The 25,965-nt window shown below is 37.9% G+C and carries 24 protein-coding genes; 11 read left to right on the forward strand and 13 right to left on the reverse strand.

Features of this window, described 5'->3' with window-relative positions:
* Positions 1-17: 17 nt before the first annotated feature.
* Positions 18-2,510 carry a TonB-dependent receptor gene (locus CRO54_RS19035; RefSeq protein WP_097133659.1) on the reverse strand — a complete coding sequence of 831 codons (2,493 nt, stop codon included), beginning with the start codon at positions 2,508-2,510 and terminating at the stop codon, positions 18-20.
* Positions 2,511-2,606: 96 nt separating this feature from the next.
* Here CRO54_RS19035 and CRO54_RS19040 point away from each other — a divergent pair, with 96 nt between their 5' ends.
* Positions 2,607-3,209, forward strand: coding sequence for a thioredoxin family protein (locus tag CRO54_RS19040; RefSeq protein ID WP_097133660.1), 603 nt, complete (start codon positions 2,607-2,609; stop codon positions 3,207-3,209).
* A gap of 219 nt (positions 3,210-3,428) precedes the next feature.
* Here CRO54_RS19040 and hisS read toward each other — a convergent pair whose 3' ends face one another.
* The gene (gene hisS / locus CRO54_RS19045) at positions 3,429-4,811 is read right to left on the reverse strand and encodes a histidine--tRNA ligase (protein ID WP_097133661.1); all 1,383 of its coding nucleotides are present in this window, start codon (positions 4,809-4,811) and stop codon (positions 3,429-3,431) included.
* Between the two features lie 252 nt (positions 4,812-5,063).
* Positions 5,064-5,912, reverse strand: coding sequence for a DUF2911 domain-containing protein (locus CRO54_RS19050; RefSeq protein WP_240775151.1), 849 nt, complete (start codon positions 5,910-5,912; stop codon positions 5,064-5,066).
* A gap of 287 nt (positions 5,913-6,199) precedes the next feature.
* Between CRO54_RS19050 and CRO54_RS19055 the strand changes: the two genes are divergently transcribed.
* Positions 6,200-7,024, forward strand: a complete 825-nt coding sequence (locus CRO54_RS19055; protein ID WP_097133662.1) for an NAD(P)H-binding protein — start codon at positions 6,200-6,202, stop codon at positions 7,022-7,024.
* A gap of 62 nt (positions 7,025-7,086) precedes the next feature.
* On the opposite strand, the gene CRO54_RS19060 is transcribed toward CRO54_RS19055, so the two are convergent.
* Entirely contained in the window at positions 7,087-8,394 is a 1,308-nt protein-coding gene (locus CRO54_RS19060; protein WP_097133663.1) for a DUF3887 domain-containing protein, read from the reverse strand.
* 398 nt (positions 8,395-8,792) lie between these two features.
* Positions 8,793-9,209, reverse strand: coding sequence for an OsmC family peroxiredoxin (locus CRO54_RS19065; RefSeq protein ID WP_097133664.1), 417 nt, complete (start codon positions 9,207-9,209; stop codon positions 8,793-8,795).
* Between the two features lie 178 nt (positions 9,210-9,387).
* Between CRO54_RS19065 and CRO54_RS19070 the strand changes: the two genes are divergently transcribed.
* On the forward strand, positions 9,388-9,864 hold the full coding sequence (locus CRO54_RS19070) for a nuclear transport factor 2 family protein (RefSeq protein ID WP_097133665.1): 477 nt from the start codon (positions 9,388-9,390) through the stop codon (positions 9,862-9,864).
* Here CRO54_RS19070 and CRO54_RS19075 read toward each other — a convergent pair.
* On the reverse strand, positions 9,851-10,132 hold the full coding sequence (locus CRO54_RS19075) for an ATP-dependent Clp protease adaptor ClpS (protein WP_097133666.1): 282 nt from the start codon (positions 10,130-10,132) through the stop codon (positions 9,851-9,853). The two genes, CRO54_RS19070 and CRO54_RS19075, sit on opposite strands and share 14 nt — an antisense overlap.
* A gap of 451 nt (positions 10,133-10,583) precedes the next feature.
* On the opposite strand from CRO54_RS19075, the gene CRO54_RS19080 reads away from it, so the two are divergent.
* The 3 genes from CRO54_RS19080 to CRO54_RS19090 all read left to right on the forward strand — a co-directional run bounded on the left by CRO54_RS19080 (position 10,584) and on the right by CRO54_RS19090 (position 13,795).
* Positions 10,584-11,630, forward strand: coding sequence for a 3-oxoacyl-ACP synthase III family protein (locus CRO54_RS19080; protein ID WP_097133667.1), 1,047 nt, complete (start codon positions 10,584-10,586; stop codon positions 11,628-11,630).
* A gap of 105 nt (positions 11,631-11,735) precedes the next feature.
* Positions 11,736-12,680 (forward strand): Smr/MutS family protein, encoded by a 945-nt coding sequence (locus CRO54_RS19085; RefSeq protein WP_097133668.1) that lies wholly within the window; start codon positions 11,736-11,738, stop codon positions 12,678-12,680.
* A 155-nt stretch (positions 12,681-12,835) separates the two neighbouring features.
* Positions 12,836-13,795, forward strand: coding sequence for a TolB-like translocation protein (locus CRO54_RS19090; protein ID WP_097133669.1), 960 nt, complete (start codon positions 12,836-12,838; stop codon positions 13,793-13,795).
* A 23-nt stretch (positions 13,796-13,818) separates the two neighbouring features.
* Here the strand turns inward: CRO54_RS19090 and CRO54_RS19095 are convergent, their stop codons facing one another.
* The 5 genes from CRO54_RS19095 to dcd form a co-directional block, all read right to left on the reverse strand.
* Complete coding sequence (locus tag CRO54_RS19095) at positions 13,819-14,589, reverse strand: FkbM family methyltransferase (protein WP_097133670.1); 771 nt, start codon at positions 14,587-14,589, stop codon at positions 13,819-13,821.
* Positions 14,590-14,591: 2 nt separating this feature from the next.
* Positions 14,592-15,467: an SDR family oxidoreductase gene (locus CRO54_RS19100; protein WP_097133671.1), complete on the reverse strand. Its 876-nt coding sequence runs from the start codon at positions 15,465-15,467 to the stop codon at positions 14,592-14,594.
* 96 nt (positions 15,468-15,563) lie between these two features.
* Positions 15,564-16,328: an enoyl-CoA hydratase/isomerase family protein gene (locus CRO54_RS19105; protein WP_097133672.1), complete on the reverse strand. Its 765-nt coding sequence runs from the start codon at positions 16,326-16,328 to the stop codon at positions 15,564-15,566.
* A 123-nt stretch (positions 16,329-16,451) separates the two neighbouring features.
* Entirely contained in the window at positions 16,452-19,199 is a 2,748-nt protein-coding gene (locus CRO54_RS19110; RefSeq protein ID WP_240775150.1) for a TonB-dependent receptor, read from the reverse strand.
* 155 nt (positions 19,200-19,354) lie between these two features.
* The gene (gene dcd, locus CRO54_RS19115; RefSeq protein WP_097133673.1) at positions 19,355-19,891 is read right to left on the reverse strand and encodes a dCTP deaminase; all 537 of its coding nucleotides are present in this window, start codon (positions 19,889-19,891) and stop codon (positions 19,355-19,357) included.
* Positions 19,892-19,959: 68 nt separating this feature from the next.
* Here dcd and CRO54_RS19120 point away from each other — a divergent pair, with 68 nt between their 5' ends.
* The 5 genes from CRO54_RS19120 to CRO54_RS19140 all read left to right on the forward strand — a co-directional run bounded on the left by CRO54_RS19120 (position 19,960) and on the right by CRO54_RS19140 (position 22,973).
* Positions 19,960-20,607: a 4'-phosphopantetheinyl transferase family protein gene (locus tag CRO54_RS19120; RefSeq protein WP_097133674.1), complete on the forward strand. Its 648-nt coding sequence runs from the start codon at positions 19,960-19,962 to the stop codon at positions 20,605-20,607.
* A gap of 88 nt (positions 20,608-20,695) precedes the next feature.
* Positions 20,696-21,391 carry a lipoyl(octanoyl) transferase LipB gene (gene lipB / locus CRO54_RS19125; protein ID WP_097133809.1) on the forward strand — a complete coding sequence of 232 codons (696 nt, stop codon included), beginning with the start codon at positions 20,696-20,698 and terminating at the stop codon, positions 21,389-21,391.
* 147 nt (positions 21,392-21,538) lie between these two features.
* On the forward strand, positions 21,539-22,009 hold the full coding sequence (locus CRO54_RS19130) for a DUF5684 domain-containing protein (RefSeq protein ID WP_097133675.1): 471 nt from the start codon (positions 21,539-21,541) through the stop codon (positions 22,007-22,009).
* The gene (locus CRO54_RS19135; RefSeq protein ID WP_240775148.1) at positions 22,010-22,351 is read left to right on the forward strand and encodes a DUF2752 domain-containing protein; all 342 of its coding nucleotides are present in this window, start codon (positions 22,010-22,012) and stop codon (positions 22,349-22,351) included.
* Between the two features lie 10 nt (positions 22,352-22,361).
* On the forward strand, positions 22,362-22,973 hold the full coding sequence (locus CRO54_RS19140) for an SGNH/GDSL hydrolase family protein (protein WP_097133676.1): 612 nt from the start codon (positions 22,362-22,364) through the stop codon (positions 22,971-22,973).
* Here the strand turns inward: CRO54_RS19140 and CRO54_RS19145 are convergent.
* Entirely contained in the window at positions 22,963-23,565 is a 603-nt protein-coding gene (locus CRO54_RS19145) for a response regulator transcription factor (RefSeq protein ID WP_097133677.1), read from the reverse strand. The two genes, CRO54_RS19140 and CRO54_RS19145, sit on opposite strands and share 11 nt — an antisense overlap.
* On the reverse strand, positions 23,566-25,470 hold the full coding sequence (locus tag CRO54_RS19150; RefSeq protein WP_097133678.1) for a 7TM diverse intracellular signaling domain-containing protein: 1,905 nt from the start codon (positions 25,468-25,470) through the stop codon (positions 23,566-23,568).
* Between the last annotated feature and the right edge of the window lie 495 nt (positions 25,471-25,965).

Raw genomic sequence — 25,965 nt, forward strand, 5'->3', positions numbered from 1 at the left:
TTATATTAAATATTCTTTTAGAAGCTTTCTTCGTCAGAGCGTGGCGCTTCTTGTACTTTTCTCTTCTTTTGTGAGAAATCTGTCTTTCCGAAACGATAAGAGAAAGTTAATGAACCCATATTACCAGCTCTCATTCTGCTGAACTCAATGAATGAACCAGTATTGGCTTGTGCGTTTCTAGTATCGTATTCCATTTGGAACTTACGTGTATTGAACAAGTTTCTGATGTTAAAGCTCAAACTCGCTTTTTTGTTCATCAAATCCATTTTTGCACCAGCATCAAATCCATACATTGCTTTGAAGGTACCTTGAGCAGTTACTTCATTTGAGCGGTAATCTGCTCTTAATTGCAAGGTAATATTGTAAGGAAGCGTAAAGTTGTTGGTGATGTTTGCGTTATAAGTTAAACCATCCACATCTGTGGTGCCAAATGCCGCCACGCCTTCAATTTTTCTGTGGTATAAGTTAAAGTTTGAAGTCAAGTTCCATTTTTTAGAAACATCAAATTTTCCAATTAACTCAACTCCGCTATTTGTGGCGCTGGTTAAGTTTTGAGGAATGGTTAAGTTAACGCCTCCTTCAAGTTCATATCTGATACGTTGAATCACATCATTCGTTTGACGATAATAAACAGAAGATACCAACGAGAACTTTTTAAAGAACCTGCTGTAGCTAAATTCAAAAGCATGCACATCTTCAGGCATTAAGTTAACGTTACCTTGACGTTGGTTAATAGGATCCGAAACATCTAGGAAAGGATTGGTATCCCAACCACGTGGACGGTTAACACGACGGCTGTAGCTTAACTGAAGTTGTTGTTCGTTCTTCAATTTTTGTGTTAAGAAGATACTCGGATATAAACGTCTGTAAGCAACTCTGCCAGGGGTGTAATTTAGATTTCTGTTCGCATCGTAAGCACCCATCTCTGTTTCTAGTGCTGCATCTTCACCTCTTAAACCTAATTGGTAGCCAAAGTTTTTAATTTGATTTTGATAGTTTAAATAAACTGCATGAACATAATCTTCACTATTAAAATCATTACTCAAATAACGGCTAAATTCATAAACATTATTGATTAGTGAATCAGCGATAGTTCTGCTGTCAGATGTACGGAATTGAGTCCTATAACCAGCTTCAATACGTGAAGTTTCTGTTAAAGGTAGCATATAGTCTAACTGGATATTATAGTTTTTGTTATCACTTGGCCTAACCGTACGTTGTTGGAAAAATAATGGAGTAATAGCAGCGCCATTTTCAAAATATCTGTCGGTATCAAAAAGTTGGTAAGTATCATTGCTACCTGTTGCATAACTTGCATTAAAGGTAAGCTCTTCACCTTTTTTCTTCAATTTTTGCACAAAATCTAGACTTAAATCGTAGTTGTTACCGTCACGGTCTCTTGTGTTGGTTCTGCTAGAAAGATTTATGGGAGCACTAGCAGGAGTGTATTCGTCAAAGTTTAATAGTTCAACTTCATCACTATTTCTCACGTTAAAACCTCCAGAAATACTTACAGTGCTTTTTTCTGTCAGGTTATAATCCATACCCAATTTAATGTTGTGACCTTTCTCTAATTCGTTAGAGGTATTGCTTTGATTTACAAATCCGATGCCTCTTGGTGCAGCTTGGTAAATGGTATTGTTAAATCCGCTACCTGGCCTGTTACCATAACGGTAGCTGTAGTTGGCATAAAGGTTAACGTTTTTGTTCTGGAAAGCTAAATTGGTAGCAGCATTATAGTTGTCTCTGTTTCCAGCGGTTAAGGCTACAGTACCATTTAACCCTAACTTTTTGTTTTTCTTTAAAACGATATTGATGATGCCCGTTTGTCCTTCTGCATCGTATTTTGATGAAGGATTGGTAATAACCTCTATCGATTCGATAGAACTGGCTGGGATAGAAGCTAAAATCTGAGCCACATCGCCACCACCAATTAACGATTGCTTACCGTCAATTAATACCCTAGCATTCGAACCTCTTAAAGAAATTCCACCATTCATATCGGTTTGTACTGAAGGTACGTTTTGTAAAACGTCGGTAGCAGAACCACCTTCACTTACCACGCTTTGGTCTACAGAAAATACTTTCTTATCAATACCCAATTGCATTGTAGGTTTTTGACTGGTAACTACCACCTCGTTAAGGATGTTACCTTTTCCCGTTTTCATTTTGATAGTTCCCAAATTGATGCTTTTTAGCGCACCTGTTATCGAGATAGAATCTCTAACCATGGTTTGATAACCAATGTAGCTAGCTTTAAAAGTGTATACGCCATTAGGGAGACTAGGTATAGTGAAATTGCCATCTAAGTCTGATTGAACTGTTCTAACGGCAGCTTTAGTTTTTCTATCGGTAAGTATTGCAGATGCGTATGGGATGGTCTCATTAGTTTGGGCATCTACAATTTTGCCACTAATTTTACCAGTATTGCCCGATTGAGCATAAATTTTTACAGTTGTAATACAAAAAACAGCGGCTAATAAAAGAAATTTGCGCTTAATCCTATCCATTTAAATTTAGTTGAGTTGTGTGTGTTAATGAGGGCACAAATCTCGCTCAATAAAAGATTTAAAAAAAGGGCGTAACCATTTTATTACAGCTATTTTATGCTTAATTACAGTAATATTTTTGATAAAGAAGCACTAGACTACACTAGTTATAGAAATTTGGTAGACGAGCTTCTGGCAAAAGGCGAAACCACTGGTACAGATAATTCTGAAGCCATGTTGCACTATTCTAAAATGAATGTACAACGAATGAACAGAGTTGACAAAACTACCGTGTTAGGTGAAGAACTGCTTTCTACGCTTGAAAAGATTGAAGGTAAGTATCGCTTTTTGGTAATCACCGAAGGTTGGTGCGGTGATGCAGCTCAAATTGTACCTGTCATCAATAAAGTAGTTTCGGCTGCTCCGGATAAATTTAATTTGAAATTAACTTTAAGAGATAAAAACCTCCCATTAATTGATGCACATTTAACCAATGGCGGTAGAGCTATTCCTGTTTTGCTGATTTTGGATGAAGAAGGAAATTTAGTGTTGCCTAAATGGGGACCAAGGCCAACCGTATTGCAAAGCTTAATTGCTGACTGGAAAAAAGATGGTGTAGATATGCCTGAATTAGCAGAGAAACTGCACGGTTGGTACGCAAAAGATAAGACTGTAACTACGCAATACGAATTGAACGAGTTGTTAAAGCAGTTGCGTTAATCGTTTCGTCATTCCCGTGTAGGCTGAAATCTTAAAGCGATAGAAAGCATTTGAGAGCATTACGATTTCCAGTCGAGCTGGTAATGATATTAATATTTCGTCATTTCGACCGTAGTGGAGAAATCTTTGAACTGTGTATAAGCAAATTCAAAGATTTTGCTTTGCAGAGCTTCGGTTCTCCATTTCGCTACACTTCAGTCGAAATGACTAGAAAAGTGCTTACTTCAACTTTTCTACAATCTCACTTGCGGTTAACTTCTCTTGCGCTCCACTTACCATATCTTTTAACGTAAGTGCTCCGCTTTGCATCTCTTCTTCGCCAATTAAAACTACGTAAGGAATGCTTTTCGCATCTGCGTAGCTCATTTGTTTTTTCAGTTTTACCGATGCTGGATATAGCTCTGCAGCAATATTTGCGTCTCTTAGTTGTTGCAACAAAGGAAGGGCATACAATTCAGCGGCTTCATCAAAATTGCTAATCAATACTTTAGTTCCCTGTTGTGCCGATGTAGGGAACAAGTTCAACTCTTCCAATACATCGTAAATACGGTCTGCACCGAAAGAGATGCCCACGCCTGTTAGGTCTTTCAAACCGAACATTCCTGTCAAGTCATCATAACGACCGCCGCCGCCAATGCTACCCATGGCAACTTCATTGGTTTTAACCTCAAAAATACAGCCTGTGTAGTAGTTTAAACCACGAGCCAAGGTAATATCTAATTCTATATGGGTTGCGAGTTGCGAGTTATTGGTTGCGAGTTTAGCAACATAGTTGAAAACCGTTTCAATTTCTTCGATACCTTTTAGGCCTGTTTCAGAATTTGCTAAAACCGATTTTAAACTCGCTAGTTTTTCAGTGTTAGTGCCTTCCAGCAAAATAACAGGTTTCAATTTTTCGATATCCGCTTCGGTAAAACCACGCTCTAATAATTCTTTACTAACCCCATCTAAACCAATTTTATCTAGTTTGTCGATGGCCACGGTCATATCTACAATTAATTCTGGCTTGCCAATAATTTCTGCAATGCCGCTCAATATTTTGCGGTTGTTGATTTTGATGTCGAAGTCTTTCAGGCCTAACTTAGTCAACGCTTCGTGGTAAATCAGTACAAATTCAGCTTCGTTTAATAGGGAAGGAGAGCCCACCACATCGGCATCACATTGGTAAAACTCACGGTAACGACCTTTTTGTGGTCTATCTGCACGCCAAACGGGCTGCACTTGGAAGCGCTTAAAAGGAAAAGCAATCTCACTTTGGTGCATCACCACGTAACGGGCAAAGGGTACGGTTAAATCGTAACGGAGGGCTTTTTCTGATAATTTAGAAGTTGCGAGTTGCGAGTTACGGGTTGCGAGTAAGGTTTCGTCAACTTTTGCAAGATAGTCTCCAGAATTCAAAATTTTGAAAATTAACTTATCGCCCTCATCGCCATATTTACCAGTTAAGGTTTGCAGATTTTCCATACTTGGCGTTTGAATTTCTGCATAGCCATATTTCTTGAAAACCGTTTTAATGGTATCGTAAATATAGTTGCGTTTCACCATTTCTATTGGCGAAAAATCTCTTGTTCCTTTTGGTAAGCTCGGCTTAGTTACTGACATAGCCGCAAAAGTAAATAATTATGATGAAAGTTGTGTTGAGCTGCTGATAGACTTACGAAGTTTCTAAACGGCGAAGCCCTCAACGTTACCATTTATCAAAAATAATGTCAATATAAGTTAAACTTCGTAAGTCTGGAGCTTTCGTACACATTCAGCGAGCAATAAAAAAACCGTTGAATTAACTCCAACGGCTCTGTATTTTAGCAGACCTATGAGGTTTTTAAAACCTCATAGGTCTTAATTTTTAAAGAATTACTTTTTAGTCTCTTCAATCAACTGTGAATTCAAACGAACATATTCTTCGTTTTTAATTTTGGTAGCAATATCCAATCCTTCTTTAGCAGTTTTTGCTGCACCAGCTTTGTCGCCCATTTTCAATTGAACTTTAGCTTTCCAAAGTTTTACCCAAGGTGCATCAACCATTTGTTTTTCAGCTTCGTTCATCCATTCTAAAGCAGTTTTTAGGTCTTTGCCATTGCTGTAGTAATAAATTGCCGATTGGAAATAAGGTTTTTTCTCTCCTTTCATCGCCTCAGCAATGCTAGCCATTACTTGCTCGTCAATTGAAGTAGTAAGATTAACGCTTACCAAAGTGTTTTCCCAAGCCAATTGCAATTGAGCCGAAGTATCATAAACACTAGCAAATTGGATAGTGAAAGTTTCTACTTTATCCTTTAAAGCCACTGGTTTTACTTTTACACGTAATACGTCGTTAGCTTCGCTATAGGTATAAGAACCCCATTCTTTAGTGCCTTTGTTGAAAATGATGGTCCACTCTGTTTTGCCAGGAATGGTGAACAAAGCATATTCGCCAGCAGCTAAATCTTTGCCTTCTACTTTAATAGCTTCACTGAATTTTACTACAGTAGCTGAGTTAGCACCTGTACGCCAAACTTTATCAAACGGCTCTAATGCGCCAAATATTTTACGGCCTTTTACATTCGGACGAGAATAGTTTACAGAAATTTTACCTAAACCAAAATCTTGTGTAACGGTTTGCGAGGTGCTAGGTTGAGGCATTTTTAAGCCTTGTGCCTGTAGGTTTTCGCCTAAAGTAACCAGTACGAAAAGCGCTAAAATAAATTTGATTGATGATTTCATTTTTTTTGTATTATTAAAGTGTTGTGTATTTTTTTCAAAGGTAATAATGAGCTCGCAAGCTCGGTTTAGTTGTGCATCAAAATTAATGAATAATTCGGTCATGGTTTATCATCGTTTTGTTATTTACAAATAATGCTGGATGCATGAATAATTATAACCAAATAGAGACATAGACTTTAAATTGAAGCTTAGTGTTAATAATATAATTTCTGTAGAAAAAGTATTTACGAAACGTTAAACCTATGTTTCTATGTGGTTAGATTTTTAAATCGTTATTTTGCAAACACATGGATATAAAAACAATTAGTATTTTAGGTTGCGGTTGGTTCGGTTTGCCGTTTGCAAAAACGTTGATGGAAAAAGGGTTTAAAGTTAAAGGTTCAACCACTAGCGCAGATAAATTAGAGCAATTAAGGCAAGAAGGAATAAAGCCTTTTCCAATTAACCTTAACGAAACCACTGATTTACCGGCTGATTTCTTCGATGCTGACCTGTTATTCGTAAACGTTCCTCCAAGAGCTAAAACAGAGAGTGCTGTTTCATATCCTGACAAGTTGAAAAGTATTGCAGATGCTGCGAAAGGACAAGTGAAGCAAGTCATCTTCATCAGTTCTACTGGAGTTTTCGAAGACGGAAATTTTGAGGTAGATGAAAATTCGCAGCCAAATCCAGAAAGTGCTTCAGGCAAAGCTCTGCTCGATGCCGAAAACCTGTGGAAAGCTTATCCTCAGTTTACTACCACTATTATCCGTTTTGCTGGATTAATTGGACCCAATAGAAATTTATCGAAGTTTTTTGCAGGTAAAGTCGATATCCCTAATGGTGAAGCACCAATCAATTTAATTACACTGCAAGATGGTATCGAGCTTTGTTTGCGTTTGCTAGAAACCCAACAATTCGGAGTTGTTTATCACGGTGTATCGCCACATCATCCTACTAGGGAAGCATTTTACACCGAACTATGCAGGGTTTCTGGTATGGCAAAGCCAGTGTTTAAGGACGAACTGCTCGATTGGAAGCAAATCAACTCCGTAAACGTTTCTGAAAAGTTAAACTATAAATTTGAGGTACAGAACTGGTTTGATTGGATGAAAAACTCGCCCATTCTTTAAATGACTTTATCAGGCTGAGCTTGTCGAAGCCCAGCTTGTCTAGCTCTATATACTTGGGTTTTTTACAACTCCTTAATCCAGTTCGATAAGTCTTCGATTACGCGTTGTTCTACGTTGCCAGGCTTTTGGTACTGCATCATATTGCCCTTCGCTTCCTGCTGACTGAATAAATGGTTGTATTCTGGATAGAGCTTCAGTGTAACGTTACTATTGCCGCTTAGTGCATCGTTCCATAAGTTAAAATCGGTTTCCGGAACTTGGAAATCATAACCACCTTGAATTACAAAAATGCGTTGTTTCAACTTTTTGGCAATATCCACTTGATTAGAGCTATTTAAATCTACCCAATAACTAGCAGGTAGCCCAAGTAAAATCGAATCTGGCTTCATCTTACCTAACTTGGTAATTTTTGTTTTTTCGATTTCCGCAATGGCATCAGCCAAGTTTTTTTGCATCGCTGCGGTAGTATCTTTGCTCTGAGCAACCATGTATTTGTTTTGCTCAATAATAATATCACTTAACGTACGAGCCGGAGCTGCGGCTAAAATGATGCCTTTCAAATCAGGAGCCATCGTAGCAATACGAGGCGCTAACATACCGCCTAAGCTGTGTCCCAATACATAAATCTGTTTGGTGTCTACGCCTTCTACTTTTTTAGCTAAGGCAATGGCTTGTAGGGCATCATCTAAAACCTCTTCTTTAACCGTATAAGCTTTGCCAAACTCTTGCGGATAAATTACCGTACGCTTTACGTATCTAACGGAAGCAATACCATTTACTGCTAAACCAGCGGCAATATCTTTAAAAGGCTTATTCGGGCCTATGGTTTCATCCATGTCATTAGGGCCAGAACCATGTACCAATACTACAATCGGAAAGCTGTTGCCATCTTTTGGCGTGGTAACAATAGCCGCCAATTGGTGGCCAGGCCATTCGATATAAGTAGATTTTTCTTTGTAAAGCGTGCTATCTGCATATCCGGGAGCCCTGTAGCTAATGGCTTTTGGCGGCAAGTGCATGCCAACTAGTTTCTCTGTTTTATCGAATAATAAAATGAAGTCTTGTTTATCGTATTGAAACTCGCCGCTTACAGTTACCGCATAAAATTCACCTTGGTTTTTACTTCCGGTAGCATCTATGGCTTTTACTTTACCCATTCTACCTTCCATATTAGCCCAAAATTGTTTCAGGTTTTCGGCAGTAACTTTAGTTTTCCCTTCTTCTGAAAAATAAGCATGTGCTTCTACAGATTTGTCAGCCGCTAACAAGTCGAAAAAGGTATTTGCCTTGCCAAAAAGGCTAAAAACATTTTGAGAAAAGCTGGTTAAGGTAAGTAATAGAAAGGCTGGTAATAAAAAAAACTTCTTCATGTGTACTGTTGGTAATCAATAATATGCTAGAAAACCAAATGTACTATTTTTTGCAAATAATGAATGTTTCTTTTTAGTTAAAAGAGGTGAACTCAAAAAAGTTCTGAATGACTGTTGTCAGTCTGAGCTTGTCGAAGACCACTCGTAAAAGATGTTTCGACAGGCTCAACATGACACCGCATTAGATAAATTACAACAATTTCCGCTGGTCCGGATTTGTAATCACGCACCTAAATAATAATGGATTTAAATCCATGCCATTAATATCGTGTTTCAGCTATTTGTACCTCCAAAATAAACTTACGAAGTTTAATAACTTGGTTGGCTAGAAACTTCGTAAGTCTTGCTTTAATATTAATTGGTGCGGACGCCAACGCAATTTTGAAGCTAATAATAGATTACAACAATTCCGATTCTAAGGTAATCTCAGTATCCAATAATTTTGAAATTGGGCAATTTGCTTTCGCATCAGCAACCAACTCATCAAATTTCTCTTGCGATAAGCCTTCTGCTTTTACTTTCACAACCAAGTGAATGTTGTCAATAGCACCTTTTTCTGGATTTAAATTAACAGTTGCTTTGGTTTCGATACTTTCTGGAGTAATGTTTTCAGCAGAAATATTGAAACTCAATTTCATGCTAAAACATCCAGCATGTGCTGCAGCTACCAGCTCTTCCGGATTGGTTCCAGTTCCTTCTTCAAATCTGCTTTTGAACGAATATTGAGTATCTTGTAAAGTAGTGCTTTGCGTGGTTAAAGTACCTTTACCATCTTTGCCTGTGCCGTTCCACAAGGCGGTTGCGTGTCTTTTCATTTTTTATGATTTAATTTTATGATATGATTCTGATTTATTCCTAAGATAGTCATCCCTTATCAAATTAATGTTTTTGTAAGGTTAATTGTTTCAGCTTTATTAAATTTTTAAACGAGTGGAGCTATTTAGCTATGAAATCAAAACGGTTTCCTAAATTTAAAAAATCAAATTCAACATCATGACAGCTAACGAACAATTGATTCATCAGTTTTATACCGCTTTTCAGCAAAAGGATTACAAAACCATGCAAAATAGCTATGCCGATAATGCTGTTTTTAATGACTCGGTATTTAGAAACCTAGATGCTAAACAGGCAAGGGGGATGTGGCAAATGCTAATTTCAGGAAGTCGTGACATGACTTTGACCTTCGGCAACATTAAAGATGAAGGAAATAAAGTGAACGCTTATTGGGAAGCTCATTATACTTTTACCGCCACAGGCAGAAAGGTAATCAATAAAATTGATGCAGAGTTTGAAATTGAAGATGGCAAAATCGTGAAACACACTGATGCATTTGATTTTTATAAATGGGCGAAACAAGCCTTCGGTGCTGGTGGCTTTTTACTAGGTTGGACTAACTCTTTCAAAGAAAAAGTACGTCAAACTGCGAAGAAAAAATTAGATAATTATTTGCAGAAGCCTAGTCAACAGTAACCGTTAAACCCTCTTGTTGTAAGATCTTACGATACACTTCCATTTCTGTAAATGAGCCTTCTAAAACCGCACATTTACCTTTGTTGTGTACTTCCCAAGCAATTTTCTCAGCTTGCGCTTCGCTATAATCCAAATAATGCATCATGCACCAAATCACATGGTCAAAGGTATTTACATCGTCATTCCAAAGAATTAAACGATGAATGGTTTTTAACGAAGTTAAAATCTCGTCCAGGGTAAAGGTTTCTTCCTTGGTTTGTGTCGACATGCTGCAAAAATACAAATTGATTTACGAATTACGATTGTAGATTTACGATTTGCTTAGAAAACATTTCACAGTATCAATTTCTTATCTTTTTAGAAAAGCAAAAACAGGAGTTCTTCGGTACCGAAAGTCCCGCTTTTCGCTGTAATCTTTTTAAACTCCTTGTCATGCTGAGCTTGTCGAAGCATATTTCATCGCACACAATGCTTTGAAAAGCTCAGCATGACACCATAATTATCGGCTAGAAAAAAAGTATTTCCGCTTTAATCGGGTTTTGGTTAGCCGCTACCTGAACTTCCAGAACTTTGCGAAGTCTTCCTTTCATTGCGTTAAAATTAACCTTAAGTATTCGCAAATTGATTCAAAAGCCGTACAGATCCTTATTCTGTGTTCCTTGACCTTTATTCCAACAAAACCGTAAATTAGACTATCTTTGTTTATCAAACCACCCGATATGTATAGTTCAAAAATTGCTGGAATAGGTCATTACGTGCCAAAAAACGTATATACCAATAACGATTTGTCACGGTTTATGGAAACCAGCGACGAATGGATACAAGAACGTACAGGTATTAAAGAACGCCGCTTTGCGGATCGATACGAAGAAACAACTACCACCATGGGTATTGAGGCTGCTAAAGTGGCCATGGAAAGGACGGGAGTGACCAAAGACGATATCGATTTTATTATTTTCGCTACGCTAAGTCCCGATTATTATTTTCCGGGTTGTGGTGTACTGTTGCAACGAGAAATGGGGATGAAAGAGGTAGGTGCTTTAGATATCCGTAACCAATGCTCTGGCTTTGTGTATGCACTTTCGGTTGCCGATCAGTTCATCAAAACTGGCATGTACAAAAACATATTAGTGGTAGGTAGCGAGAAACATTCTTTTGCGATGGATTTTGATACCCGTAGCCGTAATGTATCCGTAATTTTTGGCGATGGTGCTGGAGCCGCGGTTTTGCAACGAGCAGAAAAAGAAGGTCAGGGGATTTTAAGTACACACTTACATAGTGATGGTGCAGATGCCGAAATTTTAGCCATGCACTATCCTGGCGCTCATGCCAATAAATGGCTAAAAGACAAACCAGGCTTTCCCGATCAAGAATTGGGAGGACTTTTCATCACTACCGAACAAATAGAAAGTGGCGCAGCCTTGCCTTATATGGATGGTCCAGCGGTTTTCAAAAAGGCTGTAGTTAAATTTCCAGAGGTGATTAACGAAGCCTTGGCAGCAAACAATTACACGGCAAAGGATATTGATTTATTGGTGCCGCATCAAGCTAATTTGCGCATCAGCCAGTATGTACAACAATTGCTTGGCTTAAGTGACGATAAGGTATTCAACAACATCCAGAAATATGGTAACACCACAGCTGCCTCAGTACCAATAGCCTTAAGTGAGGCTTGGGAAGCTGGAAAAGTAAAAGAAGGAGATTTGATTTGCCTAGCGGCTTTCGGCTCTGGCTTTACTTGGGCAAGTGCATTAATTAAATGGTAATTTGATTTACGAGTTTAGATTTACGAATTACGATTGTAAGTTTGCGTTATTAGCAATTTGTGCCTAACAATCTAAGTACTAATGTCTAACTACTAAATACTAAATATGTTCAAAATAGGAGATTACGTTCGTTTCATCGACGAGAAAAGGGAAGGTTACATTACAAAAGAAATAGACGAAGCAACAGTTGGTGTTACCGATTCGGATGGTTTCGAAATTCCAGTGTCTATAGGTAATTTAACTTATGTGCATGGTCATCATAGTAATGTAGATACAGCCAATAATGCCATGCCTAGTACACAGGTAGACGAGAAGTTTGTTGAAGATGGTGTTTATTTGGCTGTAGCCGAAGACAATAAAGCGTCTGTAGTAGCGCATTTTACTTTGGTGAATAGAACCTCTTATCAACTATTGTTATCCTTAAAAACGGAAAAAGCTGGGATTTATAAAGGCGAATTTGCTGGTGTGATACAACCTAAAGGCAGTGTTCAAGTATATACTGCCAATCTAGGCGATTTAGATAACTGGCCTAGTTTTACTTTCCAGACTTTGTTTTTTTCTTCTGGTAACGTCAAACCAAAAGCTTCCTTACAATTAGAAAAACGATTTAAATCTAAAGACTTTAGCGGTGCTAAAAATCAAATTACAGAGGTAAATAAATACGGTTGGCTGATTCGTTTGGATGAACCCGCTTTGGTCATTGATGCACAGAAATTGAAAGAAAGCTTTTTTAACGTAAAGGAAGACAAGCCAAAAGTCGTTAAGCCACAGCAAGAAGTAGATTTGCACATCGAAAGGTTAAGAGACGACCACCACTTTTTATCTCAGGCAGAAATTTTAAATGCACAGGTAGCGCAATTTCAAAAAAAATTGGATGCTGCAATCGTACATCAAATGCCATCTATTGTGTTTATTCATGGCGTAGGTAATGGAACACTGAGAGACCAGATCCACAAGACCATCAGTAAACATCCGCAGGTGCGTACTTTCATGGATGCTCGTAAAGAAAAATTTGGCTATGGTGCTACAGAGGTAGTTTTTAAGGTTTAAAATTCTTAATTAACAACCACTACTTGAAGGTTTAAGATTGCAGGTTTTAGGTTTTTTAAAACTTAATTATGCCGCTTCTGTTAAATAGAAGGCATAATTAAATCATTCAGTTCACTATTTGGAAATTGAATGAGGTTAGAACTTAAACGAATCTTATGAAAAAAGCCTTATTTTTTGCGCTAGCCTTTACGTTTTTATTTTCTTCGTGTTCTAAGGATGATGGAGGGAATAATTCGAATGGGTTTCCATCAGACTTAACGGGAACAATTTATTACAAATGGGCCACTGAAGGCATTATCAAAGTATCGCTGCCATCAGCTACGGGAGGTTCGTTTATTTCAGACGATACTAAAGTAAACAGCTATGATGTTTCTAGAGATGGTCAACTACGTTTAATAGCAGTTAACGCCAGTACGGTTGGCAACGATAATGTTCAATTTACATTAAGTAACAATGCGACGGGAAGTGTCGTCAACCAATTTATTTATCAAAGCCCAGCTCGTAACCGTTTTTGCAAAGGGCAGTTGTCTCCGGATAAAACTTTGATACTGGTAGAGTCGAACGATAAAGATGACGGTATTACAATATTAAAAGCCAATGGAGAATTTGTGTTGAGGATTGATGGTTTAGGTGGTGTGCCATTTGATATTCATGATATGAAAATGTGGCTGCCTAATAACGAATTGTTGCTAACCCACGGTAACAATATTTTACGTATACCTCCGCCTTATACTTCTGCATCATTGATAAAACAAATGGACTATGCAGATTGGGGGCATCTAACTGTTAATCATCAAGGAACAAAATTGGCAATGTATATTGCAAATCACATCCATACGATGGATATTGATGGAAATAACTTAAAGCAAGTCACTACGAGCAACTCGAAGGAGGCTCGTCCTGTTTTTTCTCCAGATTCAAAATACCTGATGATTGGTAGTAACTATAGGCAAAGTTCAGTAATGGGGCATTCTTGGGATATGAAAATTATTCCCAATGATGGTGAGCAATATAATGTAGATCCGTTCGCAGCCAATTCTCCTAGGGTAATTTCAGTAGTGTTGAGTGGGCAAGAGAAAATAGTAAGCGGCAGCGGACAGGTAATCTGGAAGTAATTTAAGGTCAGCGAACTAAAGTTTTAAGGTTTAAACTGGTGAGGAATAGCTAAAGTATTTCCATAAAAAGAGTTGAGATTTTCGATATATTGATGATCAATAGCGCCGTTTTTAACAGAAAGCTGATACCCCATTTCGCTTAATATTTCAAAACCTTCTCTAAGTAAATCAATATTGTGAAATTCGATTATCAAGATTGGTTTGTGAGTTTCGAGGGTGGTCGCTGCACCTTTTAGGAATTGTATTTCAGCTCTTTCTATATCTACTTTTATCAATTTAGGTAGATCTAGCGATTGATTTGATAGATATTGGTCCAAGCTTTCCGTGATACATTTTTCAGCGTGTTGGGTCTCGTAGCCCTCGCGGTCTAAAGTACCCATCATGGTTTCTCCCACATAAATAACTATTTCTTCTTTTTGATCAGATAAACCTATTGGATGGGCTTTAATAACATTTTCTAGTTGATTAGCTTTTACAGTTTTTTCTAAGAAATTTTTAGACACGCTTGGAAGCAGTTCGAAAGCATGAACTTTACCATTGTTGCCTACTAATTTTGCAAACAGCAAACTTGTGTAACCAATATGTGCACCTACATCGTAAACCGTATCGCCTTGTTGGATGTATTTACTTGCAAGTTCGGCTACCCAAGTTTCATCAAAACCAAATAACATCCTTGGCGAAATTTGGAAGGAAGTAAATAATTTCTTTCCTTTAATTGGGCCAAAGGGTATAGTGTAAAACTTGGGTTGGCGACTAAAAAATGAAGAAATAAATTTTTTGAGAAGTTGAACCATTTTTAACTGCCCTTAGCACCTCTAGTCATTTGCTCTAGCATATCCCACATTTCCGATGGTATGGCTTCTAATCCGTTCATTTGACCAGCTCCTTGCAACCATTCGCCACCATCTATGGTAATTACTTCGCCGTTGATGTAATTAGAAAAATCACTTACTAAGAAAGCAGATAGGTTAGCCAATTCTTGGTGATCTCCAACACGTTTCAATGGCACACGGTTTTTAAAGTCGAACTTCTCTGCCAAGTCTCCAGGCAATAATCTATCCCAAGCGCCTTTAGTAGGGAATGGCCCTGGTGCAATGGCATTAGTTCTAATTCCATATTTGCCCCATTCAACAGCTAAAGAACGTGTTAAAGCCAATACACCACCTTTGGCACAAGCCGATGGTACCACATAAGCAGAGCCCGTAAAAGCATAAGTAGTTACAATATTCAGTACACTTGCAGCTTGCTTTTCCTTGATCCAATGTTTGCCAAAAGCTAAGGTACAATTTACTGTGCCCTTTAATACGATGTCGATAATGCTAGAGAAGGCATTAGCTGATAAGCGTTCTGTAGGAGAGATGAAGTTGCCCGCGGCATTATTCACCAACACGTCAACACTGCCAAATTTCGTTAATGTTTCTGCAAGCACATTTTCCACTTGGGCATTGTCTCTTACATCGCATTGTACAGCTAGCACCTTGCCACCAGTATCGGCTTCCATTTCCTGAGCCGTTTTTTGCAGCACTTCTAACTTTCTGCTGGTAATGACCAAATTGGCACCTAGTTTAAGGAAGTAAGTGCCCATTGCCTTGCCCAAACCTGTGCCACCACCAGTAATTACAATGGTTTTACCTTTCAAGGCGTCGTCTTTTAACATGGGTTGATTGTACATTCGCAAGTATTTAGATATTAGTATTTAGATTTTAGTCCGAAAGTCGTGAAAGTCCGAAATTCGATACTGTGCACTTTTAGCTTTATGCTTTAGTCTTTAAGCTTTCGTTTTCAGCCCTTCAATCAATGATTTCAAGATGGCACGAGTACTTGGCGACCACCACTGTTTTAACATGATTTCTAAATCTTCGTTTTGATCGGCGCTGGTTGCAGCGATAATACCCTTACGTAAATTTAATTTGCTTTGCTGCCAAGTGTTGGCTTCGAAAGCCATGTATTTTCTTGCTTTTCTTTCGGCGGCAGTCATAATGCTTCCTGGTTTCACCACCTCATCTACCAAGCCTACGGCTAGTGCCTCTTCTGGCGAAAACAATTTCCCCTCTAGTAAATGACGGTAAGCATTAGCTTGGCCTAACCAAAAAGAATACAATGAGAATATACTGTTGGGGACGATAATCCCTACAGGAACTTCGTTTAAGCCAATAATGTATTTGCCTTCAGCCATTACCCTCGCATCGCAGGCTAGCGCAATAACACAACCACCCGCTGGACTATGGCCATTAATGGCGGCCACTAGGGGCTTTTTAAAGCTCGTAATTTTTGCGCTGAAATTTAGGAACAGATGCCAAAAGTTTTTGGCTTCCTCTTCGTTGTAATGGTAAAGCTCGATGAGGTCTAAACCTGCAGAAAAGAAGTTCTCTCGTCCGGTAATGATTAGCCCGCCAATGTTATCATCGTTTTCAATGTTGTGAAGCATATCGCTCAATTCTGTAACCATTTCTCGGTTTAACGAATTGGATTTACCTCTATTTAGGGTGATAATGGCAAGTCTGTCTTTTACAGATGTGGAGATTGTATTCATACCTCTTAGCTTTACGATTTAGTTTCATAAAGCTAAGAGGTTTGGATTTATTATGCAAGCATAAAATTAATGTGCTTTGCTGATGCGGTGGATAAGGCTGTCATAGCCCCCTCTAAAGCTGTCTTATTTTACTTCGTAAGTCAGTACTTTTCTGGCCAAGCTTCCGTTCACATCTATTCCTTCTATCACGATGCGGTAGGTGCCTGGTACATCAGTATTAAAATAGCTGATTTTTGCTTTTCCGCTAGCATCGCTAACCATTTGTGGTTCCCAGAATACAGTAGTTCTTAAATCTGGTCTGTTATCTGGTTTTACATCATATTTAGGAGAATAAAATGCTCTAACTACTGCATAGCCTTTTGGAAGATAATTGATTACACCAGGTGTGTAGGTATTCACCGAACTAAGTCCACCACCGCGTTTTGTAGTAATAACAATCACACCTGAACCTCCTTGCATACCATAAATGGCAGTGTTGCCAATGCTTTTTAAAATTTCTACGGTTTCGATATCCTGTACCACAATGTTGTCTAAGTCAAAATCTTCACCGCCCACATTCATACCATCAAGCATAATAGACATTGGAGATTGACTGCCCCTTGCAAAAGCTTGACCGTTTCTAATCTGTACGCCAGCAATTCGCCCTTGAAGGTACTGAGAAAGTGAAAATGCAGTTTCTAGATCTTTGGCTGTAAAAACCGCATCAGCGTTGCCCGCACCTCCAAGATTTGAGGAAGCGTAGGCTGGTTTACGTTTCTCTACAATATTTACTTGGTCAAGTAAAATGGTTCTGTTAAGTAGCCCTTTTTTCGTTTGATCGTCAAAATATTTGTTGCTTTCTTCTAAATAAGCTGCCAAAGATTGGTTAACATTCACCTCAATATCTCCTGTGTTTGGATTTTTGCTTACCATTTGCCCCGGCACAACGTCCATTACAATGTCTACAAACTTCCTATCCTTATCGGTACGGGCTTGCACTACAAATTTGGTGCTATCCAAAAATTCAATCTGGTCAAAATTGAAGCGACCTTTAGCATCGGTCAGAGTATCAATCATAAAGAAACCACCAGAGAAAGATACCAACGAAACCTTCCCTTTTACAACAGGTTTACCTCCCTTGGTCACTAATCCACTAATTTGTATCTTTTTTTCTACTGGAAATTTAATTACAGGTTCTGTTCCATCAACAACTTGCTTCCAGTCTATCTTTCTCCAACCCTGTGTCAATAAAAGGTTGTCTAAATCAAATCTAGTTTCTCTATCTTGATTAAGGAAATAGCGGTTTGGCTTTTCTACATAACCCACTAAATCAGAAGTTAATAATAGTTTAGTAAGGATATTGGTTTCGTTTTCTGGATCAGGCTTTACGGCTGTACTATTGGTAATTGCAACAGAAAAGCTACCTTGTACTGGTTTGCCTGCGTGGCTTGCCGCTAAAGAAAGGTCTACTTTTGCTCGTTTGCCGTAGCTGGGTTTCAGATTCTCTGGTTTGATGTCAATTTTGTCTGCTGTTAAGTTATTTACAAAAACAATACGTTCGTTTAGAGGCGCAAAGGTTGAAGATAACAGAGATACTTGAATAATTCCAGACGGAAGGCTATCTTTAGGCACCGTAAGTGAAACCACCTGTCTAGATGAACTCACTTTGGTAGAAAAATATACGATTCCGTTATGTTGTGCAATTAAATTGTACTCTTCCTTGTTTAATAAATCTTCAGACAGATAAACTTTGATAGACATTTTGGTGCTGTCTAAATTTGAAATCGAAAGCACACGTCCACTCTTATCTGCTGCAGGTAAGTTTAAAGTTTTGGTTGTTCCATCTGCAAAGGTAAGGTTCGCTTTATATGCCTGTCCAGCAATTGGATTGATAAAGAAGGAGCCCATACCCAGCTTATTTGTCTCTAGTTTCGAGATTTCTGTACCATCACTATTAACGATTATACCAGTGGTATACTCTCCTAATCCACTACTATTTATCGCCTTAATGGCAATTTTGTTGGGTAGGTTTTCTACCAACTTACCACCCTCAGGAAAAAACTGCACATCAATGTCTTTTGAAGTAGTTTTTAGAGGGATCTCTTTACTCACCACCGTTTTATTTGGAAGAGCGATGTTCGCAATGATATAGCCACTTTTTAGAGCTTCGGGCTGTTTATTGGTCGTTACTATCGTGATTTCGCCTTGCGCATTGGTAACTCCCTTTCCTCTTTCAACTGTTTTGTTGTTTAGCTTTACTTCGTAATTAACTTGTGCATTGGCGTAGGCAATATTCTGCTTATCTGCAAATTGTATGGTCGTAGTTACCTTTTGCTGATTATTTTCTGTACTTATCGCATTACTAGATTTGGTAAATACTTTGTTTGCCCAAGAATTTCCAATCTTAATGGTTTTGTCGAAATAAAACTCTGGACCTGCATTTCGCATCCACTGTGTGTAGGCTCTAATTCTGTAATTGCCCTCGCTTAGCGAATCTGTAAGCTTAAAATCTCCCCAGGTGATCCCACTTTTCATTGGTAATTTTAATTGTTTGGCTATCGAATCTTTTTCGGTAACTAGCTCTATGTAAAGTAAACCACTAATGGTAGATGGCAAGCCTGTTTTGGCATTAATGGTATAGGCTTTAAACCAGATGTCATCGCCTATGGCATAGTAAGGTTTGTCTAAATGGAGATAAACTTTTTCTTGGGCATTTTTGCTGCTAGTTTCTTCAAGTTTTTTGGTGAAATTGGTCAAGTTGGCCTCTTGCGCCTTAACTGGCGAAGAACTCATGATACTTAAAAAGGCAATGCCTAGCGTTGAAAGCGTTAAGAATTTAGATTTTAGTAAATGTTTTGAGAGCGTTTTGAACGCTTTGATTTTAGTTTTCATTGAGCTGGTTCATGTTTACAGGCCTATTTTGGGCTTAGCACTATAAAATCTTCTTGGTGTTTTAACCTGTTGGGATTTATAACGTTAAGTTACAAAAAAGCTTACTTGTATAAGTAGACTGTAGACTATTATTTTAGTTACAAGGTTCAAAGCAATTAGAATTTATTTTTCCACATCATGCTTTCTACCGGTCTGGTGGTCTTGTTGTTGTATTTGGCGTTGTCTTTGGTGTTATACATTTTCTCGATATTGCCTTCAACCACAAAGTAGATCAATTGTCCAATAGGCATCCCTGCGTAAATTTTAACGGGTTGTACACAAGAAATTTCTAGCGTCCAAGTGTTGCAAAAACCCACATCGCCTTTGCCGGCAGTGGCGTGAATGTCGATTCCTAAACGGCCAGTACTACTTTTCCCTTCTAAAAATGGAACGTGACCATGGGTTTCGGTATATTCTACGGTAACTCCTAAATATAAAGTGCCAGGTTGTAATACAAAACCATCCTTCGGAATTTCAAAATGTTCTATCGTATTGTGTGCCTTTGCGTCCAAAACACGGTCTTTATAAGTGGCCAAATACTTTCCTAGGTGCACATCATAAGAGTTGGTGCCCAAACATTCTGGCTTAAAAGGTTCAATAATGATGGTGCCTTTGTCTATCTCTTCAAGTATCCGTTTATCCGATAATATCATTTTTACAGTTTTTTGGACTAAATTATGATTAATTTAAGATACTTTTGTATTGATTTTCTAAATAGAGGATGCCCGTAGTTTTTGATTTAAAAATTGATGAACATACCGAGCTTGCGGTGTGGAAAATAGAGGAGAGCCATGAACAGTTAATGTCTGGCCTACAGCTTAAACAGCATGAGTTAGATGTCATCGAGTCTTTCAAGAGCGAAAAACGGGCATTGCAATGGTTAAGTACCCGTTTGCTGCTAAGAACCATGCTCGATACCAAAGAATATATTGATTGCCAAATGGATGATCACGGTAAGCCTTACTTGGTAAACTACGATTATCATATTTCCCTAAGCCACTCTTATGATTATGCTGCGGTAATGATTAGCCGTGATAAGGATAAAAAAGTTGGCCTAGACATGGAAATGATTAAGCATAAAATTAAACTTGTAAGGCATAAGTTCCTGTCGGATGTGGAGCTGGCACAGAAACAAATAGGAGACAATATTAACGGCCTGTATGTTTGTTGGTGCGCCAAAGAAGCAATTTACAAGTGGCACGGCAGAAAAGAACTAGAGTTTAAAAGAGATATCCATATCAAACCATTCAAACTAAGAGATGAAGGAGACCTGAAAGCATTGGTAGCATTGCCAGAGGGAACTAGAGAGCTCGAGGTTAATTATTTTAAAACCGACGATGGTTATATGTTGGGGTATGTGATTGGTTGATGTGCCGATGTGATAATTTGATGATGTGATAGCCAAAATTGCCTTGCCAAAAAACCAACCAACCAAAAAACCAATCAACCGAATTAAAATGAACAAAAAAGTAAAATATATAGATTGGGGCTTAACTGATTATCAGGAAGCATGGGACAAACAGGAATCCATTTTTAACGAAACGGTTGCCTTGAAAACCCAAAATAGAACGGAAAATACGGACTTAGAAACACCCAACTATCTTATTTTTAATGAACATCCGCATGTGTATACTTTGGGTAAAAGTGGTAAGTCCGAAAATCTGTTGCTCGATGAACAAGGTTTGGTAGCTAAACAAGCTACTTATCACAAAATAAACAGGGGCGGAGATATTACTTATCACGGCCCGGGACAGATTGTGGGTTATCCCATTTTGGATTTAGATAACTTCTTTACCGATATACACCTTTACCTTCGAACGCTTGAAGAAGCAGTTATTCTAACCCTCGCCGATTATGGCATTAAAGCAGGGCGATATGAAGGTTTTACTGGTGTTTGGCTAGATGCCGACAATGAAAAAGCCCGTAAAATTTGTGCCATGGGTGTACGCTGCAGTCGCTGGGTAACCATGCATGGCTTTGCTTTTAATGTAAATGCTGATTTAGCTTACTTCAAAAATATTGTTCCTTGTGGCATTGATGATAAAGACGTAACTTCTATGCAGCGAGAGCTAGGGCGAGAACTAGATATGGAAGAAGTAAAGACTAAACTAAAAAATCATATTGCCGTGCTTTTCGGTATGAACTTGATTTAGGTGTCGTAAAGTTTCGACCTCATCAAGTCAAGTATAGCAATATTGGAGTGAGACATCAAAAAGCGCCGAGAAATATCCGCTTAACGTTTTGATTGTAAACGCTAAATTTTATCTTTATCACACTAAACTTAAAACTAAATTTAAATTATGGACTACTCGTCACAGTACTCATCTGAAGGCGCTGGTATCTTAGCAGGTATTGGAGCTACTTTTATTATTATTTACCTTGCTGTAATTGTTATCAGTATTGCAGGTATGTGGAAGACTTTTGAAAAAGCAGGCAAACCAGGCTGGGCTTGTCTTATTCCAATTTACAATACCTACATCATGATAGAAATTGTAGGCAAACCAAGCATTTGGTTACTATGGTGTTTACTTCCTTGTGTAAATATTGTGTTCAGCATCTGGTTAATTAACCTAATGAGCAAAAGCTTTGGTAAGGAAGAAGGCTTTACCGTTGGTTTGATTTTATTGCCATTTATCTTCTGGCCTATGTTAGGTTTCGGGAGTGCTAAATACGTGGGCCCATCGGCTGCAGAAGCACAACAAGGTCGTTTTGGCAATCAGTTTGGCAATCCAAATGATCCTTTTAACCCGCAGAACCCAAATCAGTTCTAATTGCTGTTAATTTTAAATATCCAAAAGATATCCGCTTTGCTAAATTGGGGCAGAGCGGATATTTTTTTGCTACCCTGCCCAATTAAATATTTATTAGGCTTTGATTGCCCTGGCTGCGGCTTTCAACGTTCTGTATTGGCCTTACTCAATGGAAATTTTTTACAGAGCTTTCAATTATATCCAGCTACTATTCCTTTTTTGCTGAGCCTTGTTGCTGGGCTGGGCACTTGGGCATTTAAGCTAAATCAAGAGGCGAAATGGCTTAAAGCGATGTACTTTTTTACCGGCTTTGTGGTAGTAGTAAGTTATCTTTACAAAATGCTATTTCATCACATCCATTAAAATTTTTACTATGGCAAATCCACTTTCTTATTTAGCATTAGGCGATTCTTATACTATTGGAGAGGCTGTAGAACAGGCAGCATCATTTCCTTTTCAGTTGGTCGAGATTTTAAAAGCCCAAGGGATTGAGATAGCTCAACCTAAAGTTGTTGCCAAAACTGGGTGGACTACCGATGAACTTCGCCATGCCATACAGCAAGAGCAGATTGTAGAAACATTTGATTTGGTTACCTTGCTAATTGGCGTCAACAATCAATACAGAGGTTACTCTCAAGAAACTTACCGTACTGAGTTTGCTGAATTGTTGGAAATGGCCATCGGTTTTGCTGGTGGAGATATAAGCAAAGTTTATATGGTTTCTATTCCAGATTGGGGAGTAACGGAGTTTGCTAAACAAAGTGGTAGAGATCTAAAAACCATTAGCCAAGAAATAGATGTGTTTAACGAAATAAACAGGCAAGAAACTATCGCTAAACAAGTGGCTTACATTGATATCACAGCCATATCCCGCCAGGCAATTAAAAAGAAAACACTCATTGCTGATGATGGCCTGCATCCCTCTGGTAAAATGTACACAGAATGGGCCAAGCAACTTGCAGATGAGATACGGACTAATTTCTAATTAAATGTTCGTTTTGTAATGCCCATTTTAATAAGGCATTGTTCTCATCTTTTAAGTTCAGCTTTCTACAGATCCTATGTCTGTAATTCTTCACGGTAAAAGGGCTGAGGAACAAAATCTCAGCAATTTGTTTTGTAGTTTTCTCTTCCAATATCAGGCGTACAATATCTTTTTCAATTCCTGCAATGCTTAACTCTATATTTGCGCTAGATTTAGCTTTAGGTACAGTTTGTAAACTAGCCTCTGCAAGTTTTATTGCAGCGTAAATATTTCCTTCGTCTATAGGTTTAATCACATAATTGAGTGGCTTGGTAATGATTGCGCTCTCGATAATGGCTTTAGATTGGTAAGAAGTGATATAAATTACATCGAATTTGAAATTTCGTTGCAGTTTTCGAATCAACTGTATGCCATTTTGTTCCTCATTAAGGTTGATGTCGCAAAGTACCAAATCTGGAGAAAATTTCGGGACAATTTTTTCCACTTCTTTATGGTTAATGGCGATGGCCGTTTCGTGCCCAAAGCTGGCCTTAATGTGTTGCTCGATAAACCTAGCGATGATAATTTCATCTTCTATAATTAGTATGCGCATTTAATTTAGTTTAGGGAAGTAAAAAATGTAAGTTAAACCATTTTCATTATTTCTATCTATTGTGCCTCTTAATTGGCGTGTAAGGTCATCAATAAGGTCTAACCCAAAATTATGGGTTGCATTATCTGGTAAACCGCTACCGTTATCGCTATATTTCATCTCCCAATTTTGTTCATTTAACCAAATGCTGATATAGATTTCTGGTTGAGAATGATATTGAAAAGCATGTTTAAATGAATTGACGATGAGCTCTGAGACAATGAGTCCTAACGATAATCCAAATTTCGATTCTAGAAATAACGTTTCATCAATCTCAGTGCTAAAACTAACAGTAAATCTGTTGTCATTGAACATTTTTTTAGAATGATCAACAATTTCTTTAATAAACTTACTTGCCGAAATATGTTCTTCGCCGGTCTTTTGGTAACTGCTTAAGTTTTCGTTTACCAACATCATGGCCTTCACCCTCGAGATATTATCCTTTAAAATGTTACTAACTGCAGGTTCCGAAACGGATAACAATTGTAGGCTATTTAGGCTGTAGAGTAATTGTAGGTTATTCTTCACCCTGTGGTTAAGCTCGTTCATTAAGGTTTCTATATATTCCGAACGTTGTTTGAGCTCTTCAGTTCTTTTAGCAACATTTTCTTCTAATAACTGGTTCTGGTGAAATTGCAACTGGGTAAGTTGCTGCAAATAAAGCACGCTATTTTTTTCAGTCTGCCATAATTTAATGTTAATTCCGCTGAGAAAAAACAGAGTGATAAGTACTAAGGTAATAGCTGATAATAAGGCATAGTAAGACAGTGCTACTTCTCCCATTACCCATAGCATTACGGTAAGACTTACTGAAGTTAGCAGGTATAAAATAACACCGTAGCCAAGAAAGCGACCTTGGTTGTCCAGCTTCCGCCATAATTTAATAATTAAAGTAACAAAGTAAACCGTAACTATAATTGAAAAAGCGGTATTAACTAAGCTCATTAATTTGAAATTCCTAGTATAATAATTAATCAAAAAGGAGGATATAGAAACTAAACCAATTCCTGAAAGCATCAAATTTCTTAGTAGGGTGTATTTGCCTTTTCTTTTATGTAATCCCCAAAAATCAAATACTAAAAGTAAAATTCCGGTTAAGCCTATATGTAAAAAGTGAATAGTAAATCTCCAGCCCAGTATTGGGTTTTCGGGGAAGAACCAGTCGATTAGGTAACCATTTAAAGCAAGGTTATAGAAATTGAAGCCAATAACGAACGTAGATAGATATAAATAAGAGCGATGTTGTGTAATGGCCCAGGTAAGTAGGGCATAAAGCACTAATAGCAATGCAGCGCCCTGCAAGCAATAGTCTATCAGTCGGCGTTGTTGCTCGGCTTTTGAAAAAACATGCTCCTCGCTGATTTGGAAATCGAAGATAGGTGGGTAATTTTTTACATGTTTGGTTTTGAGCAGGACCAAATAATTTAGTTTGGCATCCAAATGTAACCTGAAATGGAACCTACTGTCACTAGGGTTAATCAATTTAATCGGTCTAAAAGCTCCCGCCTGTCGATGGTCAAAACTAGCGTTAGGCGTGTCTGCCATTAGGTAAAGGTCCACGTAGGTAACGTTAGCAAACGAGATAATGGCTTCTAAGTGTTTCTCGTTTTTTACCCTGCTTAGTAGCCAAAATGTATGGTTACGGTTAGGATGCCTAAGTTCAGAAATTGGCCTGAATAAAGTTAAGTCTTTGAAGAGAAGGGTTGCATTGTAAAATCCGGTGCTATCCTCTACCACACTAAAATAAGGTTTTAAAGCAACAGCTTTGTCACTCGGTTTAAGCTTTAGCTCAGTTTTATTCTCGTCGGCTTTAGCGGTACCACAAAATAGGGTTAATAACAATAATAGGGGAAAAATAGCCTTCAATTTTCATTTGGGTTGATTAGTAAATATAATTTTTAAAAATGGTAAATGAAAAGGTTTTGTAGTGATAACCACTGAGTTAATGTGGTTTTTTGGCTAATTATATAATAGGATTTTTAAAATTAGAACCCCGAGGTCTCTTTTTTTGAGGCTATTAACGATGTATTTTTGCTTTCAATACTTCTATTAGGTTTAGAGATATTGGTTGTGAGAAATATCAAATAATTTTTAACGCTTTTTCCTCAATGATACATAAAACGCATAACTAACCTAAATATTTTAGTACCCTACATCTTAAATGAAAAACAGTATAAGCCAGACAATCTACCTCGTCTGGCTTTATTTTTTTTGATATTTTCCAAAGTGCCTACAGCAAATTAATCATTTTCTTAATTGCCGTAAGCTCATGCCAAAAGCTAGCTTTTAAAATTTCTTTTGATTTCTGAAAAAGATGAATGATGTGAATTTCCTTTTGTTTGGGAAGTGAATTAGAGAATC

Origin of the sequence: Pedobacter xixiisoli, from assembly GCF_900215335.1 — a bacterium.
GTDB lineage: Bacteria > Bacteroidota > Bacteroidia > Sphingobacteriales > Sphingobacteriaceae > Pedobacter > Pedobacter xixiisoli.